The organism is Sinomonas atrocyanea, from assembly GCF_001577305.1.
Taxonomy (GTDB): Bacteria; Actinomycetota; Actinomycetes; order Actinomycetales; family Micrococcaceae; genus Sinomonas; species Sinomonas atrocyanea.
This window is the reverse complement of sequence record NZ_CP014518.1, coordinates 3973704-3996578: the sequence shown is the minus strand read 5'-3', so window position 1 is coordinate 3996578 and position 22875 is coordinate 3973704. Positions and strand designations below refer to the sequence as shown.

At 72.1% G+C, this 22875-nt stretch carries 22 protein-coding genes; 12 read left to right on the top strand and 10 right to left on the bottom strand.

The genetic code is table 11. From position 1 onward, the window contains the following. The first annotated feature begins 288 nt into the window (after positions 1-288). Both SA2016_RS18335 and SA2016_RS18330 read left to right on the top strand, forming a co-directional pair. On the top strand, positions 289-1902 hold the full coding sequence (locus SA2016_RS18335; RefSeq protein WP_066500940.1) for an AMP-binding protein: 1614 nt from the start codon (positions 289-291) through the stop codon (positions 1900-1902). 110 nt (positions 1903-2012) lie between these two features. After that, entirely contained in the window at positions 2013-3143 is a 1131-nt protein-coding gene (locus SA2016_RS18330; RefSeq protein ID WP_066500938.1) for an FAD-dependent oxidoreductase, read from the top strand. A 5-nt stretch (positions 3144-3148) separates the two neighbouring features. On the opposite strand, the gene SA2016_RS18325 is transcribed toward SA2016_RS18330, so the two are convergent. Further along, positions 3149-3928, bottom strand: coding sequence for a helix-turn-helix transcriptional regulator (locus SA2016_RS18325; protein WP_084249634.1), 780 nt, complete (start codon positions 3926-3928; stop codon positions 3149-3151). A 68-nt stretch (positions 3929-3996) separates the two neighbouring features. Between SA2016_RS18325 and SA2016_RS18320 the strand changes: the two genes are divergently transcribed. Then, on the top strand, positions 3997-4539 hold the full coding sequence (locus SA2016_RS18320) for a VOC family protein (RefSeq protein WP_066500937.1): 543 nt from the start codon (positions 3997-3999) through the stop codon (positions 4537-4539). A gap of 7 nt (positions 4540-4546) precedes the next feature. Here the strand turns inward: SA2016_RS18320 and SA2016_RS18315 are convergent, their stop codons facing one another. Continuing rightward, complete coding sequence (locus SA2016_RS18315; RefSeq protein WP_066500936.1) at positions 4547-5362, bottom strand: hypothetical protein; 816 nt, start codon at positions 5360-5362, stop codon at positions 4547-4549. 113 nt (positions 5363-5475) lie between these two features. On the opposite strand from SA2016_RS18315, the gene SA2016_RS18310 reads away from it, so the two are divergent. After that, positions 5476-6516 carry an NAD(P)-dependent alcohol dehydrogenase gene (locus tag SA2016_RS18310; protein ID WP_066500932.1) on the top strand — a complete coding sequence of 347 codons (1041 nt, stop codon included), beginning with the start codon at positions 5476-5478 and terminating at the stop codon, positions 6514-6516. Positions 6517-6633: 117 nt separating this feature from the next. On the opposite strand, the gene SA2016_RS18305 is transcribed toward SA2016_RS18310, so the two are convergent. The 3 genes from SA2016_RS18305 to SA2016_RS18300 all read right to left on the bottom strand — a co-directional run bounded on the left by SA2016_RS18305 (position 6634) and on the right by SA2016_RS18300 (position 7971). Beyond that, positions 6634-6912, bottom strand: coding sequence for a YciI family protein (locus SA2016_RS18305; RefSeq protein ID WP_066500930.1), 279 nt, complete (start codon positions 6910-6912; stop codon positions 6634-6636). Positions 6913-6938: 26 nt separating this feature from the next. Then, a complete protein-coding gene (locus tag SA2016_RS21585; protein ID WP_157089150.1) occupies positions 6939-7097 on the bottom strand; it encodes a hypothetical protein in 159 nt (52 codons plus the stop codon). Positions 7098-7200: 103 nt separating this feature from the next. Continuing rightward, complete coding sequence (locus SA2016_RS18300) at positions 7201-7971, bottom strand: SDR family NAD(P)-dependent oxidoreductase (protein ID WP_084249633.1); 771 nt, start codon at positions 7969-7971, stop codon at positions 7201-7203. Between the two features lie 195 nt (positions 7972-8166). Between SA2016_RS18300 and SA2016_RS22535 the strand changes: the two genes are divergently transcribed. Beyond that, positions 8167-8832 (top strand): NADPH-dependent F420 reductase, encoded by a 666-nt coding sequence (locus SA2016_RS22535; RefSeq protein WP_066500927.1) that lies wholly within the window; start codon positions 8167-8169, stop codon positions 8830-8832. 92 nt (positions 8833-8924) lie between these two features. On the opposite strand, the gene SA2016_RS18290 is transcribed toward SA2016_RS22535, so the two are convergent. From SA2016_RS18290 to SA2016_RS18275, 4 genes are read right to left on the bottom strand one after another with little or no spacing between them, the layout of a single operon-like run. Next, a complete protein-coding gene (locus SA2016_RS18290) occupies positions 8925-10409 on the bottom strand; it encodes a rhamnulokinase (protein WP_066500925.1) in 1485 nt (494 codons plus the stop codon). Beyond that, entirely contained in the window at positions 10406-12469 is a 2064-nt protein-coding gene (locus SA2016_RS18285) for a bifunctional rhamnulose-1-phosphate aldolase/short-chain dehydrogenase (RefSeq protein ID WP_066500923.1), read from the bottom strand. The genes SA2016_RS18290 and SA2016_RS18285 overlap by 4 nt, the downstream gene beginning before the upstream one ends. 17 nt (positions 12470-12486) lie before the next feature. Beyond that, entirely contained in the window at positions 12487-13653 is a 1167-nt protein-coding gene (gene rhaI / locus SA2016_RS18280; RefSeq protein ID WP_066500921.1) for an L-rhamnose isomerase, read from the bottom strand. A 2-nt stretch (positions 13654-13655) separates the two neighbouring features. Continuing rightward, entirely contained in the window at positions 13656-14081 is a 426-nt protein-coding gene (locus SA2016_RS18275) for an L-rhamnose mutarotase (RefSeq protein ID WP_066500914.1), read from the bottom strand. A 163-nt stretch (positions 14082-14244) separates the two neighbouring features. On the opposite strand from SA2016_RS18275, the gene SA2016_RS18270 reads away from it, so the two are divergent. From SA2016_RS18270 to SA2016_RS18240, 7 genes are all read left to right on the top strand, one after another. Then, positions 14245-15309, top strand: a complete 1065-nt coding sequence (locus tag SA2016_RS18270; protein WP_084249632.1) for a LacI family DNA-binding transcriptional regulator — start codon at positions 14245-14247, stop codon at positions 15307-15309. Positions 15310-15632: 323 nt separating this feature from the next. Further along, positions 15633-17012, top strand: coding sequence for an MFS transporter (locus SA2016_RS18265; RefSeq protein WP_066500912.1), 1380 nt, complete (start codon positions 15633-15635; stop codon positions 17010-17012). Positions 17013-17097: 85 nt separating this feature from the next. Then, complete coding sequence (gene bglB, locus SA2016_RS18260) at positions 17098-18261, top strand: beta-galactosidase BglB (RefSeq protein ID WP_066500910.1); 1164 nt, start codon at positions 17098-17100, stop codon at positions 18259-18261. Between the two features lie 25 nt (positions 18262-18286). After that, positions 18287-19051 carry a 2-dehydro-3-deoxy-D-gluconate 5-dehydrogenase KduD gene (kduD, locus tag SA2016_RS18255; RefSeq protein WP_066500909.1) on the top strand — a complete coding sequence of 255 codons (765 nt, stop codon included), beginning with the start codon at positions 18287-18289 and terminating at the stop codon, positions 19049-19051. Between the two features lie 48 nt (positions 19052-19099). After that, the gene (kduI, locus tag SA2016_RS18250) at positions 19100-19936 is read left to right on the top strand and encodes a 5-dehydro-4-deoxy-D-glucuronate isomerase (protein ID WP_066500906.1); all 837 of its coding nucleotides are present in this window, start codon (positions 19100-19102) and stop codon (positions 19934-19936) included. 11 nt (positions 19937-19947) lie between these two features. Then, positions 19948-20598: a bifunctional 4-hydroxy-2-oxoglutarate aldolase/2-dehydro-3-deoxy-phosphogluconate aldolase gene (eda, locus tag SA2016_RS18245; RefSeq protein WP_066502832.1), complete on the top strand. Its 651-nt coding sequence runs from the start codon at positions 19948-19950 to the stop codon at positions 20596-20598. Next, a complete protein-coding gene (locus SA2016_RS18240) occupies positions 20595-21569 on the top strand; it encodes a sugar kinase (protein WP_229710805.1) in 975 nt (324 codons plus the stop codon). Before eda ends, SA2016_RS18240 begins: the two co-directional genes overlap by 4 nt. A gap of 53 nt (positions 21570-21622) precedes the next feature. Here SA2016_RS18240 and SA2016_RS18235 read toward each other — a convergent pair whose 3' ends face one another. Further along, positions 21623-22873 (bottom strand): metal-dependent hydrolase family protein, encoded by a 1251-nt coding sequence (locus tag SA2016_RS18235; protein WP_066500899.1) that lies wholly within the window; start codon positions 22871-22873, stop codon positions 21623-21625. Between the last annotated feature and the right edge of the window lie 2 nt (positions 22874-22875).

Below are 22875 nucleotides of genomic sequence, written 5' to 3'. Positions count from 1 at the left end.
GCAGGATCCTCCCGGCAGGATCCTGCCGGTCTGCTCGTCGTTGGGAACCAGTGTCCCCCTTGGGGCCGCATCCGGCAAGATCCTGCCGCTTTCCCGGTCGGGCCGCGGGCCCACGCCCTGCAGCGGCCGGATCCGGCAACATCCCGCCGCCACCCCGGCGTCGACCCGCCGCCACCCCGGCCCGGCGCGCCTCTCCGCCCCTTGCCCCGGCCCCGACGGCACAGCACGATGTCCACAGCGGCGAGTGCCGCCGTCGTGCGCCGATCCGCCGGATCCGAAGGAGAACCCATGTTCGCGAGCCCGTACCCGGACGTCGAGATCCCGGAGGTGCCCCTCCACGAGTACCTGTTCGGCGGCCTGGCAGAGGAGGACCTGGACCGCGTCGCGATGGTGGACGGCACGAGCGGGGCCGAGACCACCTACCGCGAGCTCGTGGCCCGCATCGACGCCCTCGCCGGCTGGCTCGCCGCGCACGGGGTGGGGCCGGGGACCACCCTCGGGCTCATGTGCCCCAATGTGCCGGCCTTCGCCGTGGTGTTCCACGGGATCCTGCGCACCGGGGCGGCGGTCACCACGGTCAACTCGCTCTACACCGCCGAGGAGACGGGCCGCCAGCTCGCCGACGCCGGCGCCACGTGGCTCTTCACCGTCTCGCCGTTCCTGGACCGCGCCGAGCCCGCCGCGGGGGAGGCCGGCATCCCGCCGGAACGGGTGGTGGTGCTCGACGGCGGCCCGTCGCCCTCCGGTGCGGCGCACCCCTCGCTCGGGGAGGCGCTCTCGGCCGGGCTGCACGCGCCGGACGTCGAGGTGGACCCGCACGCCGTCGCGGTCCTGCCGTACTCCTCGGGCACGTCCGGCACCCCCAAGGGCGTCATGCTCAGCCACTACAACCTCGTGGCGAACGTGGCCCAGGGCAGGCCCCTGCTGGGGGTGACGGCCCAGGACACGCTCCTGGCCGTCCTGCCCTTCTTCCACATCTACGGCCTCACCATGCTCGTCAACGCGGCCTTCCTGCAGCGGGCGCGGCTCGTCACGATGCCGAAGTTCGACCTCGCCGAGTTCCTGCGCATCACCCAGGACCACCGCTGCACCTACCTGTTCATCGCCCCGCCCATCGCGGTGGCCCTCGCCAAGCACCCGCTCGTGGAGCAGTACGACCTCTCGAGCGTGCGCGTCGCGTTCTCCGGTGCGGCGCCGCTGGATGCGGCGCTCGGCGAGGGGGTCGCCGCCCGCCTCGGCTGCGCGATGCTGCAGGGCTACGGCATGACGGAGCTGAGCCCGGCCTCGCACATCATGCCGCTCTCGGAGGCCGGCCGGATGCCCCTGGACTCGGTCGGCGTGACGGTGCCCAACACGCAGTGCAAGCTGCTCGACCCGGCCACGGACGAGGAGATCCCGCTGCCCCCGGCGGAGAAGGGCCCGGAGGCCGTGAGCGCGCCCGGGCAGCTGCTGGTCCGGGGGCCGCAGGTGATGCTCGGCTACCTCAACCGCCCGGACGCGACCGCCGCGACGATCGATCCGGACGGGTTCCTGCGGACGGGGGACATCGCCACGGTCCGCGCGGACGGCGTGGTGACGATCGTGGACCGGCTCAAGGAACTCATCAAGTACAAGGGCTACCAGATCGCGCCCGCAGAGCTCGAGGCGGTGCTGCTCACCCACCCGCAGATCGCGGACGCCGCCGTGATCGGGGTGCGGGCGGACGACGGCGAGGAGGTCCCCAAGGCGTTCGTCGTCCGCCAGCCGGGTGCCCAGCTGGGCGACGAGGACGTCATGGCGTTCGTGGCCGAGCACGTCGCCCCGTTCAAGAAGGTCCGCGCCGTCGAGTTCCTCGACGCGATCCCCAAGTCCTCCTCGGGCAAGATCCTCCGGCGCGAGCTGCGGGCGGCGGAGCGGGGCTGAGGCCTCCGGCGACACGTTGGTGCGCGCAGCAGGTCCCGGTTGGCGCAGAGCGCGCCCCTGATGGATTACTGGAAGGGCAGCGGATCCAGGAAAGACTCAGGAGCAGGACCATGGAATCGACCGAGTATGCCGTCATCGGGGCCGGGCTGGCGGGCGCCTCCACCGCCTGGCACCTGGCGGCCCGCGGCCACGAGGTGACCGTCCTCGAGCGTTCGACCCCCGCGAACGATGCCGGCAGCTCCCACGGTTCCGCGCGGATCTTCCGCTACGCATACGAGGACGAGTTCTACACGCGGCTCCTCCAGCGCTCGGAGGAGGGCTGGGCGGAGCTGGCCCGGCTCGGCGGCGGCGAGCTCATCACCGCCACCGGGTCCGTCGACTACGGCGCCGAGCGCGACCCCGCGGCGCTCGCCGGGGTCCTCGCGGCCTGCGGGGTCGAGCACGAGCTGCTCGGCGCCGAGGAGGCCCGCGGGAGGTGGCCCCAGATCGCGTTCGACACCGACGTGCTGTGGCACCCCGGTGCGGGGGTGATCGATGCCCAGGAGACGGTGATGGCGATGGTCGGCGCCGCCGCGGACCACGGCGCCCGGCTCGAGACCGGCTGGGCCGCCGAGTCCGTGGTCCGCGACGGGCCCGCGTTCGTCGTCACCGCGGAGGACGGGCGGACGCTGCGCGCCGGCCGGGTGGTCGTCGCCGCGGGCGGCTGGCTGCCGCGGCTGCTCGGGGCGCTTCCCCTGCCGGAGGGGTTCCTTGACGCCATGCCGCACCTCGAGGTCCGGCAGGAGCAGGCCTACCACTTCCCCTACGCCGAGCCGCCGACCGAGGCGCCCGCGACGTGGCCCACGTTCATCCACATGCGCCGGGGCTGGACGGCGTACGGGCTCCCGGGCGGGCGCGACGCAGGGTTCCGTGGGCAGAAGATCGCCGAGTTCAACGGAGGCAAGGTCCTTCCCTCGGCGGCGGACCAGGACGGGGTGATCGACCCGGAGAACCGGCGCCGCGTCGTCGAGTACGTGCGCGAGTGCCTCCCGGGCCTGGTCCCCGAGCCCTACGCGGAGACCACGTGCCTGTTCACGAACACGCCGACCGAGGACTTCGTCATCGACTCCGCCGGCGGCATCACGGTGGTGTCCCCCTGCTCGGGGCACGGGGCCAAGTTCGCGCCTGTGATCGGCGAGCTCGCGGCGGACTCGGCCTCGGGCGCAGGGGAGGTGCCCGCGCGCTTCCGCGTGGCCCGGTAGGCCCCTCAGCGGCCGGCGTACTCCCGGGGCGTCATGCCGAGCACCGCGCGGAAGTCCCGGGTGAGGTGGGGCTGGTCGGCGTAGCCGAGGCTGTGGGCGAGGTCCGCAAGCGGCGTGCGGGGATCGGCCCGCAGCCGTTCGGCCGCGACCTGGATCCGCCGCCGCCGCATGAGCGCAGCCGGTGTCGGGCCCATGAAGTCGGCCGCAAGGCGGTCGAGGGAGCGCTCGGAGGCCCCCATCGCGGCCGCGAGGTCCGCCACCTTCAGCAGGCCCGGGTGCGAGTCGGCGAGCTCGGCCATGCGGTTGGCCTCGAGCCCCCGCGGATCCGCGGCCGGCACGAGCCCCACGATCCAGCGCAGCACCGCGTCCGCGGCCTCGGCGTAGCGGGTCTCCGCCGGCTGCTCCGAGGCCATGGAGTGCACGACGGCGCGGTGCACCTCGGGCGCGTCGAGGTCGCGTTCGGCGTCGGCGAACTCCGCGGGCCGCGGGGCGAACAGCGGCGTGGCCGCGGGCCGCAGCAGCATCCCCACGCCCCAGCCGCGGCCGGCGAGCGTGCGGGTGGAAGCCGACGTCGCGGGCCCGTAGACGGCGAACCTCTCCGGCTCGGCGACCACGTTGAGCGCAGGGTAGCCGAGGACCAGCTGGCGCACGGCCTGGCCCTCCGGGAGGTCCCATTCGACGATCCATAGGTGCCGGACGGCGTGCGCGGCCCAGGCCGGCGGGGCGATCCTCGCGATCGGGGCCCGGGGATCGGGGGTCAGCTCACCACGGGATGTCGGCTGCACAGGCCACAGCCTAGGCGGTGGCGGGATTCTTCAAGAGCGCTGCCCGCGGGCGCGGCTAGCGTGGCCGCATGAGCGAACAGACAGAAGAGACCAGCACCGCTCCGGGCAGCCGCGCCGCCAACGGCGAGCACACCGTCAACGGCATGCCGCGCGGCTCGACCTCGCTGACGCCGTTCATCGTGGTGGACGGCGCCGAGGCCGCGATCGGCTTCTACGGGGCCGTGTTCGGCGCGCGCCTCCTCTCCCGGACCGACATGCCCGGCGCCGACGGACGGCCCCTCGTGGCGCACGCCGTCCTGGACTTCCCGTCCGGCCGGCTCGAGCTCGGCGACGCGAATCCGCAGTACCACCTCGTGCTCCCGCCGGCGGGGGACGACGACTGCTATTCCCTGGCCGTCTACGTCCCGGATGTGGACGCCGCCGTGGACCGGGCCGTCGCCGGCGGTGCCACCGTCCGGGAGCCCGCCACGGACTTCGTCTCGGGGGACCGCTTCGCGAGCATCCGCGACCCGTTCGGCATCCGCTGGTCCATCATGACCCGCGTGGAGGACCTCTCCGATGACGAGGTGAAGGCCCGCATCGAGGCGTGGGCCGCGTCGCTGGGCGGCTGAAGCGCCTTCAGGGGGCGCCGTCCGCCCGGATCCCGGCGAGGAACGCCGGGAACTGCCAGCCGCCGAAGAAGCCCAGGGCCTCGATCCAGCTCGCCTCCGTCCGGGCGTCGGCGGGCGCCCCCGCGGCGGTCATCGAGCGCGCCAGGACGGTCAGGCCCTGGGCGCTCGAGGCGAGCCGGGCGGAAGCCGCGGACAGCAGCGCGCCGGCCCGCGCGTCGTCGCCCGCCACCCTTCGCACCGCCTCGGCGAGGTGGAGGCGGCAGAGGCGCGCGCCGTCGTCGTGCGTCCCGGCGGCGGCGCCGGCGGCGGCGCCGAGGCAGGCCGGGCAGGCGGCGGGCGCCCACTCGTCCGCCGTGGCCTCGCACCAGCGGCGGGTGTGGCGCAGGAGGTTCGCCTCGGCGGCCAGCGCCGCGCTGTTCGAATTCGCATACCCGAGCGCGAACCCCTCCCGCGGCGCCCCGGCGAGCTGCGCGCACAGGTAGCACCGGCGCGAGGGGACGAGGGCGGCCTCGGCGCGGCGCCCCCACCCGCGCGGCCGGCCCAGCCGGGCGGACAGGGTGCGGCAGAGGTCCTCGTAGAGGACGCACACGTCGAAGGGCTGGTGGCCGCCCCGGCCGCCGACCCCGGCCTCCCACAGCTCGATCTCCACCACCGCGTACGCCCACGTGTGCCGGGGGCAGAAGCCCAGCGAGGCGCGCAGCCAGGACCGCACCGCGGCGTCCATGATGTCGCCGTGGACGAACGCCCACAGGAGGCGCGTCTCCTCCGTGGTGAGCAGCAGCGGCCCCGCAGGAAGCAGCCCGAAGCGGTCCGGAACAGCCATGCCCGCCTCCTCGCAGCGCGCTGGATGATGCGACTGTACCCCTGAGTAGCGTAGGATGCTGGGCGATGTTTGCCGCATCAAGCAAACTCAACACCCTACGGATTGGAGTCACCATGCCCACCGTCAATGCCTACGCAGCACCGGGCGCCGCTGAGCCGCTCGTCAAGACCACCATCGAGCGCCGCGAGCTTGGCCCGCATGATGTCCTCATCGAGATCAAGTACGCCGGCATCTGCCACTCTGACATCCACACGGTCCGCGGGGACTGGGGCCCCCAGCAGTACCCGCTCACGCCCGGGCACGAGATCGCGGGCGTCGTCACCGAGGTCGGCAACGAGGTGACCAAGCACACCGTCGGCGACCGCGTCGGCGTGGGCTGCATGGTCAACTCGTGCGGCCACTGCGTGAACTGCGAGAAGGGCAACGAGCAGTACTGCCTCGAGGGCAACGTCGGCACCTACGGTGCCGTGGACCGCGACGGCACCATCACCCAGGGCGGCTACTCGACCCACGTGGTGGTGACCGAGGACTTCGTCCTGCGGATCCCGGACGGCCTCGACCTCGACGTCGCGACCCCGCTCCTGTGCGCGGGCATCACCACGTACTCGCCGCTGAACCGCTGGGGCGCGGGCCCGGGCAAGAAGGTGGCCGTGGTGGGCCTGGGCGGCCTGGGCCACATGGGCGTCAAGATCGCCCACGCCATGGGCGCCGAGGTCACCGTGCTCTCGCAGTCGCTGAAGAAGAAGGAGGACGGGCTGCGGCTCGGCGCGGACCACTACTACGCCACGTCCGATCCCGAGACGTTCGAGAAGCTCGCGGGCACGTTCGACGTCATCCTCAACACCGTCAGCGCCCCGATCGACCTCAACGCCTACCTCGGCCTGCTCGCCGCGGGCGGCGCCATGGTCAGCGTGGGGGCCCCGCCGGAGTCCCTCGCCGTCAACGCCTTCAGCCTGATCGGCGGCGGCAAGACCCTCGCCGGGTCGATGATCGGCGGCATCCGCGAGACCCAGGAGATGCTGGACTTCTGTGCCGAGCACGGCTTCGGCGCGGACATCGAGCTGATCCCCGCGGAGCAGATCAACGAGGCCTACGAGCGCGTGCTCGCCTCGGACGTCCGCTACCGCTTCGTCATCGACGCCGCGACGTTCTGACGGCCGCGTCCCGAGCGGGCTGCGCCTCTCTGCGCGTCCGCTCGGACGCACGACGGCGCGCCGCACCTTTCCGGGTGCGGCGCGCCGCTGCGGTGGCGCCCCGCAGGGGCCCGGGGCCTAGGTGAAGCGCACGGCGTTCCATTCGAGCACGCGCGGCTCGGCCAGGCCCTCGAGCACGAACGGGTCGTCGGCGATGAACCGCTCGGCGTCCTCGCGCGAGCTGAAGAGCCCCATGGAGCTGGCCGCGGGGTCCGGTGTCTGGAACGGGCCGAGCGCGAGGAGGCCGCCGCCGTGGGCCCGGAAGGCCTCGTAGTAGGCCTTGTGGCGCGGATAGACCTCGAGCACGCGAGCCCGGTCGGCGCCCTCGCGCAGGGTGTAGAACACCACGAATTCCATGCCCGGATCCTAGCCGGGAAGGGGGCCTAGGCGGCCCGTCGGTCGCGTCCCGGGTCCGCGTCGTCGCGGTCCTGGCGGGAGGAGCGGTCCTGCGGGGGCTGGCCGCCCCGCGCGGAGTCGCTCTCGTCCCTCTGCCTGCGGATCCATTCCTGCCGGTGCTCATGCACGGTCGCTCGCCGCTTCACTGTCCTGTCCTTCCTTCGGCTCTGCGTCCTGCGTATCCGTAACCACTACCCGTCCGCGCGGCGGCAAACCGTCCAAGGGGCCCGCGGGCCCCGGCGGCTCCGGCTAGATCGCGTTCCAGCCGTTGTCCGAGGCGAGGACCACGCCGTTGATGTTGGTCGCATCCCTGCTGAGCAGGAAGGTGATGGAGGCCGCCAGCTCGGAGGCCTGGGCCGCGGGCGGGAGGACTGCGCCGAACAGCGGCGCGATGACCTCCTTGGCCAGGTCGGAGTCCATGGGCGCCTCGATGTGGGTGACCGTGGCGCCGGGGGCCACGGCGTTGACCCGGATGCCCTTGCGCCCGTACATGACCGCGGCGCTCCTAGTCAGCCCATTCACCGCGTGCTTCGACGCGGTGTAGGCCGCCCCCGCCGCGGAGCCGCGCAGGCCGGCCTCGGAGGAGACGTTCACGATCGACCCGCGGCCGGCCCCGAGCATCAGGGGCAGCACGGCGCGCGAAAGCCGCACCACCGAGGTGACGTTGACCGCCATGACCCGCTCCCAGATCTCGTCGGGAAGCTCGTGCAGGCCGTGGAAGTGGTCCATGATCCCGGCCACGTTGGCCAGGGCGTCCACCCGCCCCCCAGCGGCCGCCACGAGCCGCTGCACGGAGTCCTCGGCGCTGACGTCCCCGGCGACCGGGACGATCCCCAGGTCCGGGACTTCGGCGACAAGGTCGTCGAGCCTCTCCTGGCTCACATCACCGGCGATGACCCGACCGCCTTCCTTGGCGACCCGGAGCGCCGTCGCCCGTCCAATTCCGGAGCCGGCTCCGGTGACGATGACCGTCTGGCCGTCGAAACGGCCCGGGGTGATGACTTCCTCCCACTCGGGCACGGCGGCCTCCTCGGATTCGGCGGGAACTGTCTCGCGGGTGTGCGCGGGATCCGCGGCATGCGGCCAGCATTCCACGCAGGCCTCGGCCCGGATAGGACCGAACGGCCCCCGCCGCGTGCGGAATGCGGGGGAGCGCGGCGGCGTTGACCCAGACAGGTAGTTGACGAGTCCACAACATCGACGGAGCGCAGCAGCATGGAGCAGGGCATCAGGAGCATCGGCATCCTCGGGGCGGGCCGCGTCGGCACCGCCGTGGCCCGGGAGGCCCTCAAGGCCCGGTTCGAGGTGCGGATCGCCACCGCGAAGCCGGTCGAGGACATCGCGCTCATCGTGGAGATCATCACCCCCGGCGCGCTCGCGGTGACGGCGGCCGAGGCTGCCCAGGCGGACCTCGTGGTCCTGGCCCTGCCGCTGCACAAGTACCGCACTCTCGACTCCGCCGCTCTCGCCGGCCGGGTGGTCATCGACGCCATGAACTACTGGGAGCCGACGGACGGGACCATGCCCGAGCTGGCAGGCCGCGGTTCCTCCGAGGTGATCCAGGACTTCCTCGCCGCCTCGCACGTGGTCAAGACGCTCAACCACATCGGCTACCACGAGCTCGAGGCGGACGGCTGCCCCGCGGGCTCCCCGGGCCGCCGCGCCCTCGCCGTCGCGGGGGACGACCCCGACGCCCGCGGGCGCGTGCTCGCCTTCATCGACGCCCTCGGCTACGACGCCGTCGATGCCGGGTCCCTCGCCGCCGGGCGAGCCCTCGAGCCGGGCACCGAGGCCTTCGCCGGGGCGCACGACGCCGCGGGGCTGGCCGGGGCGCTCGGGCGCCACGCGGCGTCGGGCGCCGGGAGCGCTGCGGCGGCGTAGGCGCGGCGCCGCCAGACGCCTCGTCGCACCCGAGACGCCCTCGGGGCGTCCTGCTCGCGAGGAGGCGCCTCCTCCTTCGCCCTCGAGGCCGATCAGACCGCCGCGGCCGTGTGCTCCCGCAGCTGGACGCTGGCCCGGACAGCGGCGCGGAGGGCGGGGAGGCCGCCGTCGAGCGCGCCGGCGGCGCGGGCCTGGACGAGGATGTTGCCGAGGGCGGTGGCCTCGACGGGGCCGGCGAGCACGGGGAGCCCGGTCGCGGCGGCGGTGAGACGGCAGAGGAGCTCGTTCTGCGAACCTCCGCCGACCACGTGGACGGCGCCCGGGCGCCGCCCGGAGAGCTGCGCGGTCTGGGTGAGGGTGCGGGCGTAGGCGGCGGCGAGGCTGTCGAGGATGCAGCGCACGACGGCGGCCGGCTCGTCCGTGAGCACCTCGCCGCCGGGGGTGCCGGCCCGCGCGGCGGCGGCGCGGATCCGCTCGGGCATGCCGTCCGGCGCGAGGAATTCCTCGGCGTCGACATCGATCTGCGGGCCGCCGGCGGGCAGGGCTGCCGCGGCGGCGAGCAGGGCCTCGAGCGAGGCCTCCCGGCCTTCGGCGGCCCACTGCCGCTGGGATTCGGAGAGGAGCCAGAGGCCGCCGACGTTGCGCAGGTAGCGGATGGTGCCGTCCACTCCGCGCTCGTTGGTGAAGTTCGCCGCGCGGCTGGCCTCGGTGAGCACGGGCTTGTCGAGTTCGACGCCCACGAGGGACCAGGTGCCCGAGGAGATGTAGGCGACGTCCTCGCCCTCGGATGCGGGGACCGCGGCGACGGCGGAGGCGGTGTCGTGGGAGCCCACCGCGACGACCGGCGTGTCCGGTGGCAGCCCCGTGCGCTCGGCTACCGCGGGGAGAAGCGTCCCGTAGGTCTCGCCGGGGACGATGAGCTCGGGGAAGAGGCCCTCGGGCAGGCCGAGCTCCTCGAACAGCTGCGCCGACCAGATGCCGGTGCGGGCGTCGAGGAGCCCGGTGGTGGAGGCGTTGGTCTCCTCGGTGCGGCGGGAGCCGGTGAGCCAGAACGCGAGCAGGTCCGGGATGAGGAGCGCCTGGTACCCGTGGAGCCGCGGCTCCGCGGCGAGCTGGTAGAGCGTGGTGAACGGCAGGAACTGCAGGCCCGTCACCTCGTAGAGCTTCTCCGGCGGGACCTTTTCGTGGACCACGGGGACTGTGGCCTCGGTCCGGGCGTCGCGGTACGCGTGGACGGGCTCCTTGAGCCTGCCGGCCGCGTCGACGAGGCCGTAGTCGACCGCCCACGTGTCGATGCCGATGCTCTCGACCCGCACCCCCCGCTCCGCCGCGAGCTCGCCTGCCTTCGCGAGGCCATCCTGGACCTCGGCGAAGATCCCGGGCAGGTCCCAGCGCAGGACTCGCTTGCCCGCGCTGTCCACGCCGTCGTCGATCACGCCGTTCGGGAAGCGGTGGACGACGTCGAGCGCAACGCGGGGCGCGCCGCCGTCCGCCCCCCGGTCTGGAGAAACCGTGGCGAGGATGACGCGCCCGGAGGAGGCGCCGACGTCGACCGCGACGAACGACCGGGTGCTCATCGGAGGAAGGCGGCGGCGACGCCGGCGTCGACGGGGACGTGCAGGCCCGTTGTGTGGGAGAGCTCGCTGCCGGTCAGGACCGCGGCGGCGTTGGCGACGTGCTCGGGCAGGACCTCGCGCTTGAGCAGGGTGCGCTGGGCGTAGAACTGGCCGAGCTTGTCCTCCTCGACCCCGTAGACCGCGGCGCGCTTTGCGCCCCAGCCGCCGGCGAAGATCCCGGAGCCGCGGACCACCCCGTCGGGGTTGATGCCGTTGACGCGGATGCCGTGCTCGCCCAGCTCGGCCGCGAGGAGGCGCACCTGGTGGGCCTGGTCGGCCTTGACGGCGGAGTAGGCGATATTGTTCGGGCCGGCGAAGACGGAGTTCTTCGAGGAGATGTACACGATGTCCCCGCCCATGCCCTGGGCGATCATGGCCTTCGCGGCGGCCTGCGAGACCAGGAAGGAGCCCTTGGCCATGACGTCGTGCTGGAGGTCCCAGTCCTTCTCGGAGGTCTCCAGCAGGGGCTTGGAGATGGACAGGCCGGCGTTGTTCACCACGAGGTCGATCCCGCCGAAGGCCAGCACCGTAGCGTCGACCGCGGCGGCGACCTGGTCGGCGTCGGTCACGTCCGCGCGCACCCCGATGGCGACGTCGGCGGTGCCGAGCTCCGCGGCCGCGGCCTGCGCCTTCTCGAGGTCGAGGTCGGCGATGACAACGCACGCGCCCTCGGCGGCGAGGCGGGTCGCGACGGCCTTGCCGATGCCCGAGGCCGCCCCGGTCACCAGGGCGATCCGGGTCGCGTGGGACTTGGGCTGGGGGAGGCGGGCGAGCTTGGCCTCCTCGAGCGCCCAGTACTCGATGCGGAACTTCTCCGACTCCTCGATGGGGGCGTAGGAGGAGACGGCCTCGGCGCCGCGCATGACGTTGATCGCGTTGAGGTAGAACTCGCCGGCGACCCGGGCGGTCTGCTTGTCCTTGCCGTAGGAGAACATGCCCACGCCCGGGATGAGCACGATGGCCGGGTCCGCCCCCCGCATGGCCGGCGAATCGGCGTCCGCGTGGCGGCGGTAGTAGGCCGCGTACGCCTCGCGGTACCCGGCGTGGAGCTCCCTGAGCCGGGCGACGCTGTCCTCGATCGAGGCCTCGGCGGGCAGGTCGAGGACGAGGGGGGCGACCTTGGTGCGCAGGAAGTGGTCCGGGCAGGAGGTGCCCAGGGCCGCCAGGCGGGGGTGTTCCGCGGAGGCGAGGAACTGAAGGACGCGGGGGTCGTCGGTGTAGTGGCCCGCCTGGGGCCGGTCGGTCGAGGCGAGGCCGCGGATCACGGGGGCGAGGGCGGCGGCCTTGGCGCGGCGCTCGGCCTCGGGCAGGGCGCCGTAGCCCTCCAGGGCGGGGCCGAACGGTTCGGGGCGGCCGTTGGCGGCGAGGTACTTCTCGGCCTCGGCGATGATCCACAGCGAGTTGGCCTCGGCCTCCTCGCTCGTTGCGCCCCACGCGGTGATGCCGTGGCCGCCGAGGATCGTGCCGACCGCCTCGGGATGGCCGGCCTTGACCGCGGCGATGTCCAGGCCGAGCTGGAAGCCGGGGCGCCGCCATGGCACCCAGACGACCTTCCCGCCGAAGATCTTGCCGGTGAGCGCCTCGCCGTCGGCCGCGGTCGCGATGGCGATGCCCGCGTCCGGGTGGAGGTGGTCCACGTGGGCGGCGTCGACGAGGCCGTGCATCGCGGTGTCGATCGACGGCGCGGCGCCGCCCTTGCCGTGGAGGCAGTAGTCGAACGCGGCGACCATCTCGTCCTCGCGCTCCACTCCCGGGTACACCCCCGCCAGCGCGCGGAGGCGGTCCAGGCGCAGCACGGCGAGGTTCTCCTCCCTCAGGGTCCCGAGGTCCCCGCCGGAGCCCTTGACCCACAGCAGCTCGACCGGCTCGCCGGTCACGGGATCGGTCTCGGTGCCCTTGGCGGAGGTGTTCCCGCCGGCGTAGTTGGTGGTCCGCCTGTCCGCGCCCAGGCGGTTGGAGCGGGCGATCAGCTCCGCGACGGTCTGGTTCTGCGGCGGGTTCTGCTGCTGGTTCGGGTCCATGGTGTGGTGCATTCCTCTCAGGCGCCCCAGCCGGCCTGGGTGCCGCCGGTGCGGGTGTCGTTGATGAGCTTCTGGTAGCCGGAGGCGGCGTAGGCGGCCATCGGGTCCGCGGGCAGGCCGCGCTCCTCGCGCCAGGCGGCCAAGGCCGGGCGGACGTCGGTGTAGAAGGCGTCCATGAAGACCGCGTTCGCGGCGAGCACGTCGCGGCTGCGCTGGGCGTCCTCGAGGGCGGCGCGGTCGAGGAGGAGGGCGCGCAGGGTCATCTCCTGGACGTTGAGCACCGAGCGGATCTGGCCGGGGATTTTCTCCTCGAGGTTGTGGCACTGGTCGAGCATGAGCGCCACGCCGGAACCGGGCTCGAGGCCGCCGCCGCGGACCACCTCGACCATGATCCGGAAGAGCTGGAACGGGTCCGCCGCGCCGACGATCAGGTCGTCGTCGGCGTAGAAGCGCGAGTTGAAGTCGAACGAGCCCAGCTTCCCCAGCCGCAGCAGCTGGGCCACGATGAACTCGATGTTGGTGCCCGGGGCGTGGTGGCCGGTGTCCAGGCACACGAACGCCTTCTCGCCCAGGGCCAGGGTCTGGGCGTAGGAGGTGCCCCAGTCCGGCACGTCCGTGTGGTAGAACGCCGGCTCGAAGAACTTGTACTCGAGCACGAGCCGCTGGCCCTCGCCCAGGCGGGCGTAGATCTCGGCGAGGGACTCGGCGAGGCGGTCCTGGCGGCCGCGGATGTCGTCCTGGCCGGGGTAGTTCGTCCCGTCCGCGAGCCAGACCTTCAGGTCGCGGGAGCCGGTCGCGTCCATGACCTCGATGCACTCGAGGTGGTGCTCGACCGCCCGGCGCCGGACGGACTCGTCGGAGGAGGTGAGCGAGCCGAACTTGTAGACGTCGTCCTGGAACGTGTTGGAGTTGATGGTGCCGAGCCTCACGCCCAGACCCTCGGCATAGTCCCCCAGCGCGGCGTAGTCCTCGACCCTGTCCCACGGGATGTGCAGCGCGACGGACGGGGCCAGGCCCGTGAGCTCGTGGACCTTCGCCGCGTCCTGGATCTTCTCCTGAACCGTGCGGGGCGTGCCCGGGGTGCCGAAGACCTTGAAGCGGGTCCCGGAATTGCCGTAGGCCCAGGAGGGGACCTCGATCGCGAGGCCGTCGAGGGCCCCGGGGACAGTGGTGGGTGCGGTCATGGTCATTCTCCTGCCGTGGTGAGTGCGGTGCCGGCGGACGACGCCGTGTGGCCGGCCCGGGCGCCGTCGGTGCGGGCTGCGGCGAGCTGGGACTCGAGGTTGAAGACCTCCTCGAGGGGGACGAAGGCCTCATCCGGGGGCGTGTCGATGCCGTCGAAGAGGTCCGCCATCTCGGCCTGCCAGCGGGCGTTGACCTCGTGGGCGGCCATCCGGGACGCCGCGGCGTCGAGGCTGTCCGTCTCGACGTAGCCGATCAGCAGGCCGTCCGGGCCGAGGAAGAGCGAGTAGTTGTGCCAGCCGGCAGCCTCGAGCGCCTCGAGCATCTCGGGCCAGACGGCGGCGTGGCGGCGCCTGTACTCGTCGATGCGCTCGGGCTGGATCCGCTGCTGGAAGCAGATGCGCCGCCGCGGCGCTGCGGTGGGGGCCATGCCGTCCCTCGATCCTGAATCGTTTCAAATGGCTGCTTCCACCACAGTACGGACGTCGTGGCGCAGAGGTCAACACCCTGTCGCGCTGCTGGCCATGCCGCCCGGGGGACTGCTGGGCCATGCTGTGCCGCCGTGGCGCCCAGAAAGCGATAGTCTCCGGAGCATGAGCCGTTCCCGATCGACGCCCTCCGGTCCAGCCGGTGCGGCCGCTGCCGGGACGGCCAGCGTCCGCGATGTGGCGGAGCGCGCCGGCGTGTCGGTGGGCACGGTCTCCAACGTGCTCAACCGCCCGGACATCGTCCGGGCGGCCACGGTCGAGCGCGTGCGCGCGGCCATCGCCGAACTCGGATTCGTCCGCAATGACGCTGCCAGGCAGCTGAGGGCGGGCCGCTCCACCACCATCGGGCTCCTCGTGCTGGACGTGCGCAATCCCTTCTTCACCGATGTGGCCCGCGGAGCCGAGGACGAGGCGGACTCGCACGGGCTCTCGGTCGTCATGGCGAACAGCGATGAGTCCCCGGAGCGTGAGGCCGCGCACCTCGACTACTTCGAGACGCAGCGGGTCCTCGGAATGCTCATCTCCCCGATCAAGGACCCCGGCGACCGGCTCGAGCGGCTCCGGGCCGCGGGGACCCCGGTGGTCCTCGTGGACCGCACCGCCGGAACGAGGAACCTGAGCTCGGTGGCCGTGGACGACGTCGAGGGCGGCCGGATGGCGGCCCAGCACGTGCTCGACCTCGGGCGGCGCCGGCTCGCCTTCGTGGGAGGGCCGCCCGACCTCGAGCAGATGCAGGACCGCCTCGCGGGGGTGGAGTCCGCCGTCGGCGCCGTGCCCGAGGCGAGCGTCGAGGCCATCGCCACCAAGGCCCTCACCTTCGAGGATGGGCGGCTCGCAGCGAAGGCCCTCCTCGGACGCCCGCCGGCCCAGCGGCCGGACGCGATCCTGGCGGGGAATGACCTCGTGGCCATCGGAGCGCTGCAGGTGCTCATGGGCGAGGGCCGGCTCAGGATTCCCGAGGATGTGGCGATCGTGGGCTACGACGACATCGACTTCGCCTCGGCCGCGGTGGTGCCGCTCTCCTCGGTGCGCCAGCCGCGCGAGCTCATCGGCCAGACCGCGGTGCGCATCCTGCGCGAGGAGGCCGAGGATCCGGGACTCGGGCCGCGGCATGTCGTCTTCGAGCCCGAACTGGTCGTGCGGGCGTCCACGACGGGGCGCGCAGACTAGCCGTCGCGCCCCCGAATCCGGCCGCACCGCTGAGCCGCGTCCGGCCGGGCGCACTCGGCCCGGCGTGACGCACGCCGGTCGCTGACCCCCGGATTGCACCCGGCCCTTGACGTGGCCTGCCTCACGCTCCTACGATTCATGAAACGATTCAAGAAAACGTCTTCTGGGTCCTCCGGACTCTGCGCCGCAGAGAGGAGGAGGCCGTGGCCCCGTCCCCACCGCGCGGCGGACGCGCGGACTGGAGCCATCAGCAGCCCAACACGACCAGCGCCCTGCGGGGCCAGCGCCGGCTTGTCACCAACGTCGATGAAGGAAGTCAGCACATGAACACGTCAGCCGGGGACACCATCAGTCCCGAAGCCACCATGGGGCGGCGCAACCCGAGGAGGGCCGCGATCAGCGGGTGGATCGGGAGCGCCCTCGAGTACTACGACTTCGCGCTGTACTCGACAGTCGCTGCGCTCGTCTTCCCGGGCATCTTCTTCCCGTCAGGGAACCCGACGGTCGCCATCATCGCCTCCCTCGCCACGTACGCGGTCGGCTACGTCTCCCGTCCGCTCGGGGCGGTCGTCCTGGGTGCTTACGGGGACCGCCACGGCCGCAAGAAGGTCCTCGTCTTCGCCATGCTGCTGATGGGCACCGCGACCTTCGCGGTGGGGCTCCTCCCCACGTACCGCCAGGTGGGCCTGCTCGCGCCGGCCCTCCTGGTGGCCCTCCGCCTGATCCAGGGCTTCGCGGTCGCCGGTGAACTCGGCGGAGCCAGCGCGATGATCGTCGAGCACTCGCCCGACGCGAAGCGCGGGTTCTTCGCCAGCTTCAGCCTCCAGGGCACCCAGGTCGGCTCGATCCTCGCCACGGCCGCGCTCCTGCCCCTGTCCGCGATGCTGCCCGCAGACCAGTTCCAGTCGTGGGGCTGGCGCGTCCCGTTCCTGCTGAGTGCCTTCGTGATCCTCGCGGGGTACCTCATCCGTCGTCGCGTCCAGGAGCCCCCGGCCTACGTCGCCCAGTCCGCCCAGGCCGCAGTGAAGCGGCGGTTCCCCCTCCTCGAGCTCCTGCGCAGCTACCCGTGGGTCCTGGTCCGGTGCATCCTGATGACCTTCACCAACGTCATCGGCATGGCGACCCTGGTCTTCGGGGTGTCCTATGCGACGCAGAAGGGCTACGGCATCGGCTTCTCGGCCGGAGAGTTCCTCTGGGTCACCCTCGTGGCCAACATCGTCGCCGTGATCCTGATCCCCGTCTTCGGTGCCCTGTCCGACCGGATCGGGCGCAGGGCCCTCATGGTGGTCGGCGGCGTGGGCGGCGGCCTGCTGGCCACGGCATACCTCTGGGCCATCGACCAGAGGAGCCTGGTCCTCGTCTTCGTGTTCGTGGTCATCGTCCAGGGGGCGCTCTTCCAGATGTGGAACGCCACCTTCGCGACCTTCTTCCAGGAGCAGTTCCCCCTGCGGATCCGCGTGACCGGCTTCGCGGTGGCGCAGAACATCGGCCTCATGATCGCCTCGTTCTTCCCCAGCATCTTCACCGCGATCGCTCCCCCTGGGACCGCGAACGTCCCCCTCGTCATCGGAGGTGCCACCTTCGGCATCTGCGTCGTCGCCGGCCTGGCGGCGCTCCTCTCCCCGGACACGAAGGGCAAGTCCCTCGCGGACCTCGAGGACGAGAAGGCCTCGCTGCACCCGAGAAGCACCAGCGGCGTCTAGGCCCGCTCCTCGGCGGGGGATCCCCGCGGTCCCCTCGCCGAGAGCCACCCCATCAGCACCTACACCACATCAAGCGGAGAAGCAGATGACCGAGAAGACCAAGGCCCCGAGCGCAGCGGTGTGGCCGGTGAAGCACAGTCCGCTGCTGCGGGCACCGCAGCGGTCCATCACGCGCAGCGGCCTTCAGGAGCTGATCCGCCGGCTCACCGAGAACCTGGTCGCCATCACGGATGAAACCGGTGAGTTCCTCCTCCGGCTGGACGACGGCCGGGTCATCGACACGAAGGGCTGGGCAGGCTGGGAGTGGACCCACGGGATCGGCCTCTACGGGATCTGGCAGTACTACGACCAGACCGGCGAGGACGGCATGCGCGAGATCATCGACTCGTGGTTCGCCGAGCGGCTCGCGGAGGGCACCACGAAGAACGTCAACACCATGGCACCCTTCCTGACGCTCGCCTGCCGCTACGAGGAGACGAAGGACCGCACCCTGCTTCCGTGGCTCGATGCGTGGGCCGAATGGGCCATGCGGTCCATGCCGCGCACGCCCCACGGCGGCATGCAGCACATGACCCTGGCAGAGGAGAACCACCACCAGCTGTGGGACGACACGCTCATGATGACCGTCCTGCCCCTGACGAAGATCGGCCTGCTGCTCGACCGCCCGGAGTACGTCAAAGAGGCAACCTTCCAGTTCCTCACCCACGTGGCCTACCTCATGGACCGCGAGACGGGGCTGTGGTTCCACGGCTGGTCCTTCGAGGGGAACCACAACTTCGCCAGGGCGCGCTGGGCGCGGGGCAACTCGTGGCTGACGATGGTCATCCCAGACTTCCTCGAGCTGACCGGCCTGCCGGAGTCGGACCCCGTGCGTCGGTTCCTCATCGAGGTCCTCGACGCCCAGGTTGCGGCCCTCGCCGCGGTGCAGGACAGCTCGGGACTCTGGCACACGCTCCTCGACGACCCGTCCTCGTACCTCGAGGCGTCGGCCACCGCCGGATTCGCCTACGGGATCCTCAAGGCCGTCCGCAAGGGCTACCTCAAGGCGGAGTACACGGCGACGGCCGAGCGTGCTGTGCAGGCCGTCATCCGGAACATCTCCGCCGACGGCGAGCTGCAGCAGGTGTCCTTCGGCACCGGCATGGGCCCGGACCTGGACTTCTACCGCAGCATCCCGCGCACCTCGATGCCGTACGGGCAGGCCATGGCGATCCTCTGCCTGGCCGAGTACCTGCGCACCTACTACTGACGTTGACCGTGATGGAGGAAATCTGATGGTTCTCGACTCGTTCCGACTGGACGGGAAGGTCGCTCTCGTGACGGGCGCGTCACGGGGTCTCGGGCAGGGCGCGGCGGTCGCGCTCGCCGAGGCAGGCGCCGACGTCGCCCTGCTCAGCCAGAGCGCGTCACGCGAGACGGCCGAGAAGGTCCGGGCCCTCGGCCGCACCGCCCACCTGATCGAGCAGGACCTCGTGACGGCGACCCCGGAGGAGCTGGACGAGTCGATCCAGTCCGTCGAGGCAGAGCTCGGGCGCATCGACATCCTCGTGAACAACGCCGGGATCATCCGCCGCGCCCCGCTCCTGGAGCACCCGGCCGCGGACTGGGACGCGGTGATGTCCGTCAACCTGGACGCCGTGTTCCATCTCTCGCAGGCCGCGGCGAGGCGGTTCGTGGCCAACGGCGGGGGGAAGATCATCAACGTCGCCTCGATGCTCTCCTTCCAGGGGGGCATCCTCGTGCCCGGGTACGCCGCGAGCAAGCACGCCGTCGCCGGGCTGACCAAGTCGTTCGCCAACGAGCTCGCCGCCCGCGGGGTGAATGTCAACGCGATCGCCCCGGGCTACATGGCCACCGACAACACCACGGCGATCCGTTCGGACGAGGCGCGCGAGAAGTCCATCCTGTACCGCATCCCTGCCGGACGCTGGGGCACCCCCGCCGACCTGCAGGGCGCCTTCGTCTTCCTCGCCTCCTCAGCGTCGGACTACGTCAACGGCGCCGTCATCCCCGTCGACGGCGGCTGGCTCGTCCGCTGACCTCCCCGCCTCAAGAACCCACCGACCCCTGCATTGGAGAAGCACCCCATGGACCAGCGTTACGCCACGAGCCCTGACCAGCTCCCGCACTTCGACACCGCCGCGCTGCGCGACCGGTTCCTGGTGCAGGACCTGTTCATCCCCGGGGAGGTCCGCGTCGCCTACACCCACCACGACCGGATCGTCCTCGGCGGAGCGGTGCCCGCCGGCGCACCGCTTCCCCTGCCCGTGTTCGAGGAGCTCCGCGCGGAGTACTTCCTGGCCCACCGCGAGATGGGGATCGTCAACGTGGGCGGCTCGGGCACCGTCACCGCCGATGGCGAGGTGCACACCCTCCCGAACGGCGCGTGCCTGTACCTCGGGCGGGGCACCCGCGACGTCGTCTTCGCCGACGCGCCGGACGGGGATGAGGGCGGCGCCCAGTTCTACCTGTTCAGCGCCCCCGCCCACACCGCCTATCCCAGCCAGCTGGTGCTCAAGGGGCAGGGCACCGCGCGCGAGCTCGGCGACCAGCTCACCAGCAACCGACGGTCCCTGAACCAATACATCCACGAGAACGGCATCAAGTCCTGCCAGATCGTCATGGGCGTGACCGAACTCCACCCCGGGTCCATGTGGAACACGATGCCGGCCCACACCCACGACCGGCGCACCGAGTGCTACCTGTACTTCGACGTTCCGCAGGACGCCCGGGTCATCCACCTGATGGGGCGCCCCGACGAGACGAGGCATCTCGTGGTCGCGGACCGGCAGGCCGTCATCTCCCCGTCCTGGTCGCTGCATTCGGGCGTCGGCACCGCCGCCTACTCGTTCGTCTGGGCCATGGCAGGGGAGAACCAGTCCTTCGATGACATGGACGCCGTCCCTGTCACCATCCTGAAGTGAAGGGCGCCACGATGAGCGGACCCCTTGACGCACTCAGCGCAGCCGGGCTCGTGCCCGTGGTGGTGCTCGACGACGCCGCCGACGCCGCGCCGCTCGCCGCAGCCCTCGTCGGCGGCGGCCTGCCGGTCGCGGAGGTGACGTTCCGGACGGAGGCGGCTGCCGAGGCAGTGCGCATCATGGCCGCCCGCGGGGACATGACCGTGGGCGCAGGCACCGTGCTGACCGTCCAGCAGGTCGACGACGCGGTCGCGGCTGGCGCCTCCTACGTCGTCTCGCCGGGCCTGAGCAGGGCGGTCGTGGAGCGCTGCCAGGAGAAGGGCGTGCTGGCGCTGCCCGGCGCCGTGACCGCCACCGAGATCCAGGCAGCCCTCGAGCTGGGGCTGAGCACCCTCAAGTTCTTCCCCGCCGGCACCTCCGGCGGCCCTGCGGCGATCGCAGCACTTGCGGCGCCGTTCGCCGGCGTGCGCTTCGTGCCCACCGGCGGCGTCGGCCCCCAGAACCTCCACGACTACCTCGCGATCCCCGCCGTCGCAGCGGTGGGCGGATCATGGATGGTGCCCAGGGACCGCATCCGGGGCGGAGACTTCGCCGGGATCACCCGCCTCACGTCCGAGGCTGTCGCCCTGGCATCCGGGTCCGCAGTGGGGGAGGGCACCCCGTGAGTGCCCCGCTGCAGGAAGGCACGGCGGCGCGCACCGACGTCGTGACCCTCGGCGAGACGATGGCGCTGTTCAAGGCCGGTGCGGCCGGCCCGCTCGCCCATGTCCACGGCTGGAGCCTGGGCATCGGCGGAGCCGAGAGCAACGTGGCCGTGGCACTCCAGCGCCTGGGGACCCCGGTGACCTGGATCGGACGGGTGGGCGCCGACAGCCTGGGCGACCTCGTGGCGCGCGAGCTCGTGGCGGAGGGCATCGACGTCCGTTCCGTGCGCGATGCCGCCCCCACCGGGCTGATGGTCAAGGAACGACGCACCGCCGACGCTCTGAAGGTCTGGTACTACCGCGCGGGAAGCGCCGGCTCCCGCCTGGCCCCCGAGGACCTGCCCGCCGGAGTGATCGAGCAGTCCCGCCTTCTGCACGTCACCGGCATCACTCCGGCCCTCTCGCCCTCGGCGGCCGCCGCTGCCCATGACGCCATCGACCGTGCCCGGGCGGCCGGGGTGCTCGTGTCCTTCGACCTGAACTACCGTGCAGCCCTGTGGTCCCAGGAAGCCGCGGGGGAACAGTATCGGCAGATCATCGCCAAGGCAGACATCGTCTTCGCCGGCGACGACGAGGCCGCGATCGCCGTCGGCCCCGCTCCCGACCCGTGGGAGCTGGCCCGGCGCATTGCCGCCCTGGGCCCTTCGCAGGTGATCCTCAAGCGCGGCGCCCAGGGCTGTCTGGCCTTGGTGGACGGGGCCGGGCACGCCCGGGAGGCCGTGCCCGTGAAGGCCGTCGACACGGTCGGGGCGGGGGACGCCTTCGTCGGCGGGTACCTCTCGGAACTGCTCCTTGGAGCGGACGTCGACCAGCGGCTCCTGCTGGCCGCCCAAGTGGGCGCGTTCGCCTGCCTGGTGCCGGGCGACTGGGAGGGCGCGCCCCGCAGGAGCGAACTGCACCTGCTGGACCCGCACGACCCAGTCACCCGCTGAGCAGGCTCCGGCAGGGCCGGCCCGCAGGGCGGTGCGTCAGTCCTTGAGCGTCCTCACCGGGGGCCCGGGCCTTCCTCACTGGGGCCGTTCCCGGGACCCCTGACGATGGAACCGCCCTGGATCACGTAGTCCAGGCGCGTGTCGGCGAGGACCGAGAGGTCGGCGACGGGATCTTCGCCGGTGATCACGAAATCGCCCTGGGCGCCGGGGGCGATGACTCCCAACTGGCCTTCGCGCTGGAGCAGGGCAGCGGCGGTCGTGGTGGCACTGCGGATCACGTCGATGGCCGGCTGGATCTTGCCCCTGATGGCGAACTCCTTGGCCTGGTGGGCCTGCATGCCGCCCAGCAGGTCGGACCCGTAGGCGAGGTTGATGCCTGCCTCGTGGGCTCTGCCGAGCGCCTCGTACCCGCCGTCGAGCACTTCGGCCACCTTCTCCCAGTTCTCCTGTGAGAGCCCGAAGTTGCGCCCCTCCCGCTCCAGCGCCCAGTAGGTCACGAGGTTCATGGTGAGGAAGGCGTTGTGCTCCTTGAAGAGCTCCAAGGACTCGTCATCGAGAAGGTTTCCGTGCTCGATGCCCCGCACTCCGGCGCGGAGGGCCCTGTTGATCGCCCGGCCCGTGTAGGCGTGGGCGGTGACATAACGGTTGGCGGCCTCGGCTTCCTCGACTGCCGCTTCGATCTCTGAGACGGAGTACTGGGTGGAGTCGATGCGGTCTGTGGGTGAGGCCACGCCGCCGCCGGCCATGATCTTGATGTGGTGGGCCCCCTTGCGCAGTTCGTCCCGGGCCGCCTGGCGCACTTGGTCGACTCCATCGGCCAGGCGACCGATGTGCGGGCAGCAGTAGCCGCCGTCGTGGGCGGCCCGTCCTCGCGGCCTGGGGTCGGCGTGGCCGCCGGTCTGGGACAGCGCCTTGCCGCCGAAGAACAGGCGGGGTCCGCGCAGGAGGCCCTCGGCCTGGGCGTCGTGGAGCCCGAAGTCGGCCCCGGCAACGTCGCGCACGGTGGTGAAGCCCCGGTCCAGCATGTTGCCCATGAGCTTGGCCGTGTTCAGGGCAGCGTAGTTCGGCGACCACTCGCCGAGCTGGGTGAGGTCCGCGGTTGCGGCCGTGACGTGCACGTGGCAGTCGATCAGGCCCGGCAGGACGAACTTGCCGCTGGCATCGACCGTGGCCTGTCCGGCGGCAGCCAGGTCCGCCCCGATCTCGGCGATGGTGCCGTTGACGACTCTGATGTCCCCCTCTCGGTACTCGCCCGCGGAAGCGTCGAGGTAGCGCGCGTTCGTGATGAGCAGGTCGTAGGGCATCT

Coding starts and splice junctions, on each gene's coding strand:
- SA2016_RS18315 (WP_066500936.1), bottom strand. CDS start 5,362: ATGGCTGTTCCGGACCGCTTCGGGCTGCTTCCTGCGGGGCCGCTGCTG.
- kduI (WP_066500906.1), top strand. CDS start 19,100: ATGGACCAGCGTTACGCCACGAGCCCTGACCAGCTCCCGCACTTCGAC.
- rhaI (WP_066500921.1), bottom strand. CDS start 13,653: ATGACCGCACCCACCACTGTCCCCGGGGCCCTCGACGGCCTCGCGATC.
- SA2016_RS18310 (WP_066500932.1), top strand. CDS start 5,476: ATGCCCACCGTCAATGCCTACGCAGCACCGGGCGCCGCTGAGCCGCTC.
- SA2016_RS18335 (WP_066500940.1), top strand. CDS start 289: ATGTTCGCGAGCCCGTACCCGGACGTCGAGATCCCGGAGGTGCCCCTC.
- SA2016_RS18320 (WP_066500937.1), top strand. CDS start 3,997: ATGAGCGAACAGACAGAAGAGACCAGCACCGCTCCGGGCAGCCGCGCC.
- kduD (WP_066500909.1), top strand. CDS start 18,287: ATGGTTCTCGACTCGTTCCGACTGGACGGGAAGGTCGCTCTCGTGACG.
- SA2016_RS18290 (WP_066500925.1), bottom strand. CDS start 10,409: ATGAGCACCCGGTCGTTCGTCGCGGTCGACGTCGGCGCCTCCTCCGGG.
- SA2016_RS18275 (WP_066500914.1), bottom strand. CDS start 14,081: ATGGCCCCCACCGCAGCGCCGCGGCGGCGCATCTGCTTCCAGCAGCGG.
- SA2016_RS18285 (WP_066500923.1), bottom strand. CDS start 12,469: ATGGACCCGAACCAGCAGCAGAACCCGCCGCAGAACCAGACCGTCGCG.
- SA2016_RS18270 (WP_084249632.1), top strand. CDS start 14,245: ATGAGCCGTTCCCGATCGACGCCCTCCGGTCCAGCCGGTGCGGCCGCT.
- eda (WP_066502832.1), top strand. CDS start 19,948: ATGAGCGGACCCCTTGACGCACTCAGCGCAGCCGGGCTCGTGCCCGTG.
- SA2016_RS18265 (WP_066500912.1), top strand. CDS start 15,633: ATGAACACGTCAGCCGGGGACACCATCAGTCCCGAAGCCACCATGGGG.
- bglB (WP_066500910.1), top strand. CDS start 17,098: ATGACCGAGAAGACCAAGGCCCCGAGCGCAGCGGTGTGGCCGGTGAAG.
- SA2016_RS18330 (WP_066500938.1), top strand. CDS start 2,013: ATGGAATCGACCGAGTATGCCGTCATCGGGGCCGGGCTGGCGGGCGCC.
- SA2016_RS22535 (WP_066500927.1), top strand. CDS start 8,167: ATGGAGCAGGGCATCAGGAGCATCGGCATCCTCGGGGCGGGCCGCGTC.
- SA2016_RS18235 (WP_066500899.1), bottom strand. CDS start 22,873: ATGCCCTACGACCTGCTCATCACGAACGCGCGCTACCTCGACGCTTCC.
- SA2016_RS18305 (WP_066500930.1), bottom strand. CDS start 6,912: ATGGAATTCGTGGTGTTCTACACCCTGCGCGAGGGCGCCGACCGGGCT.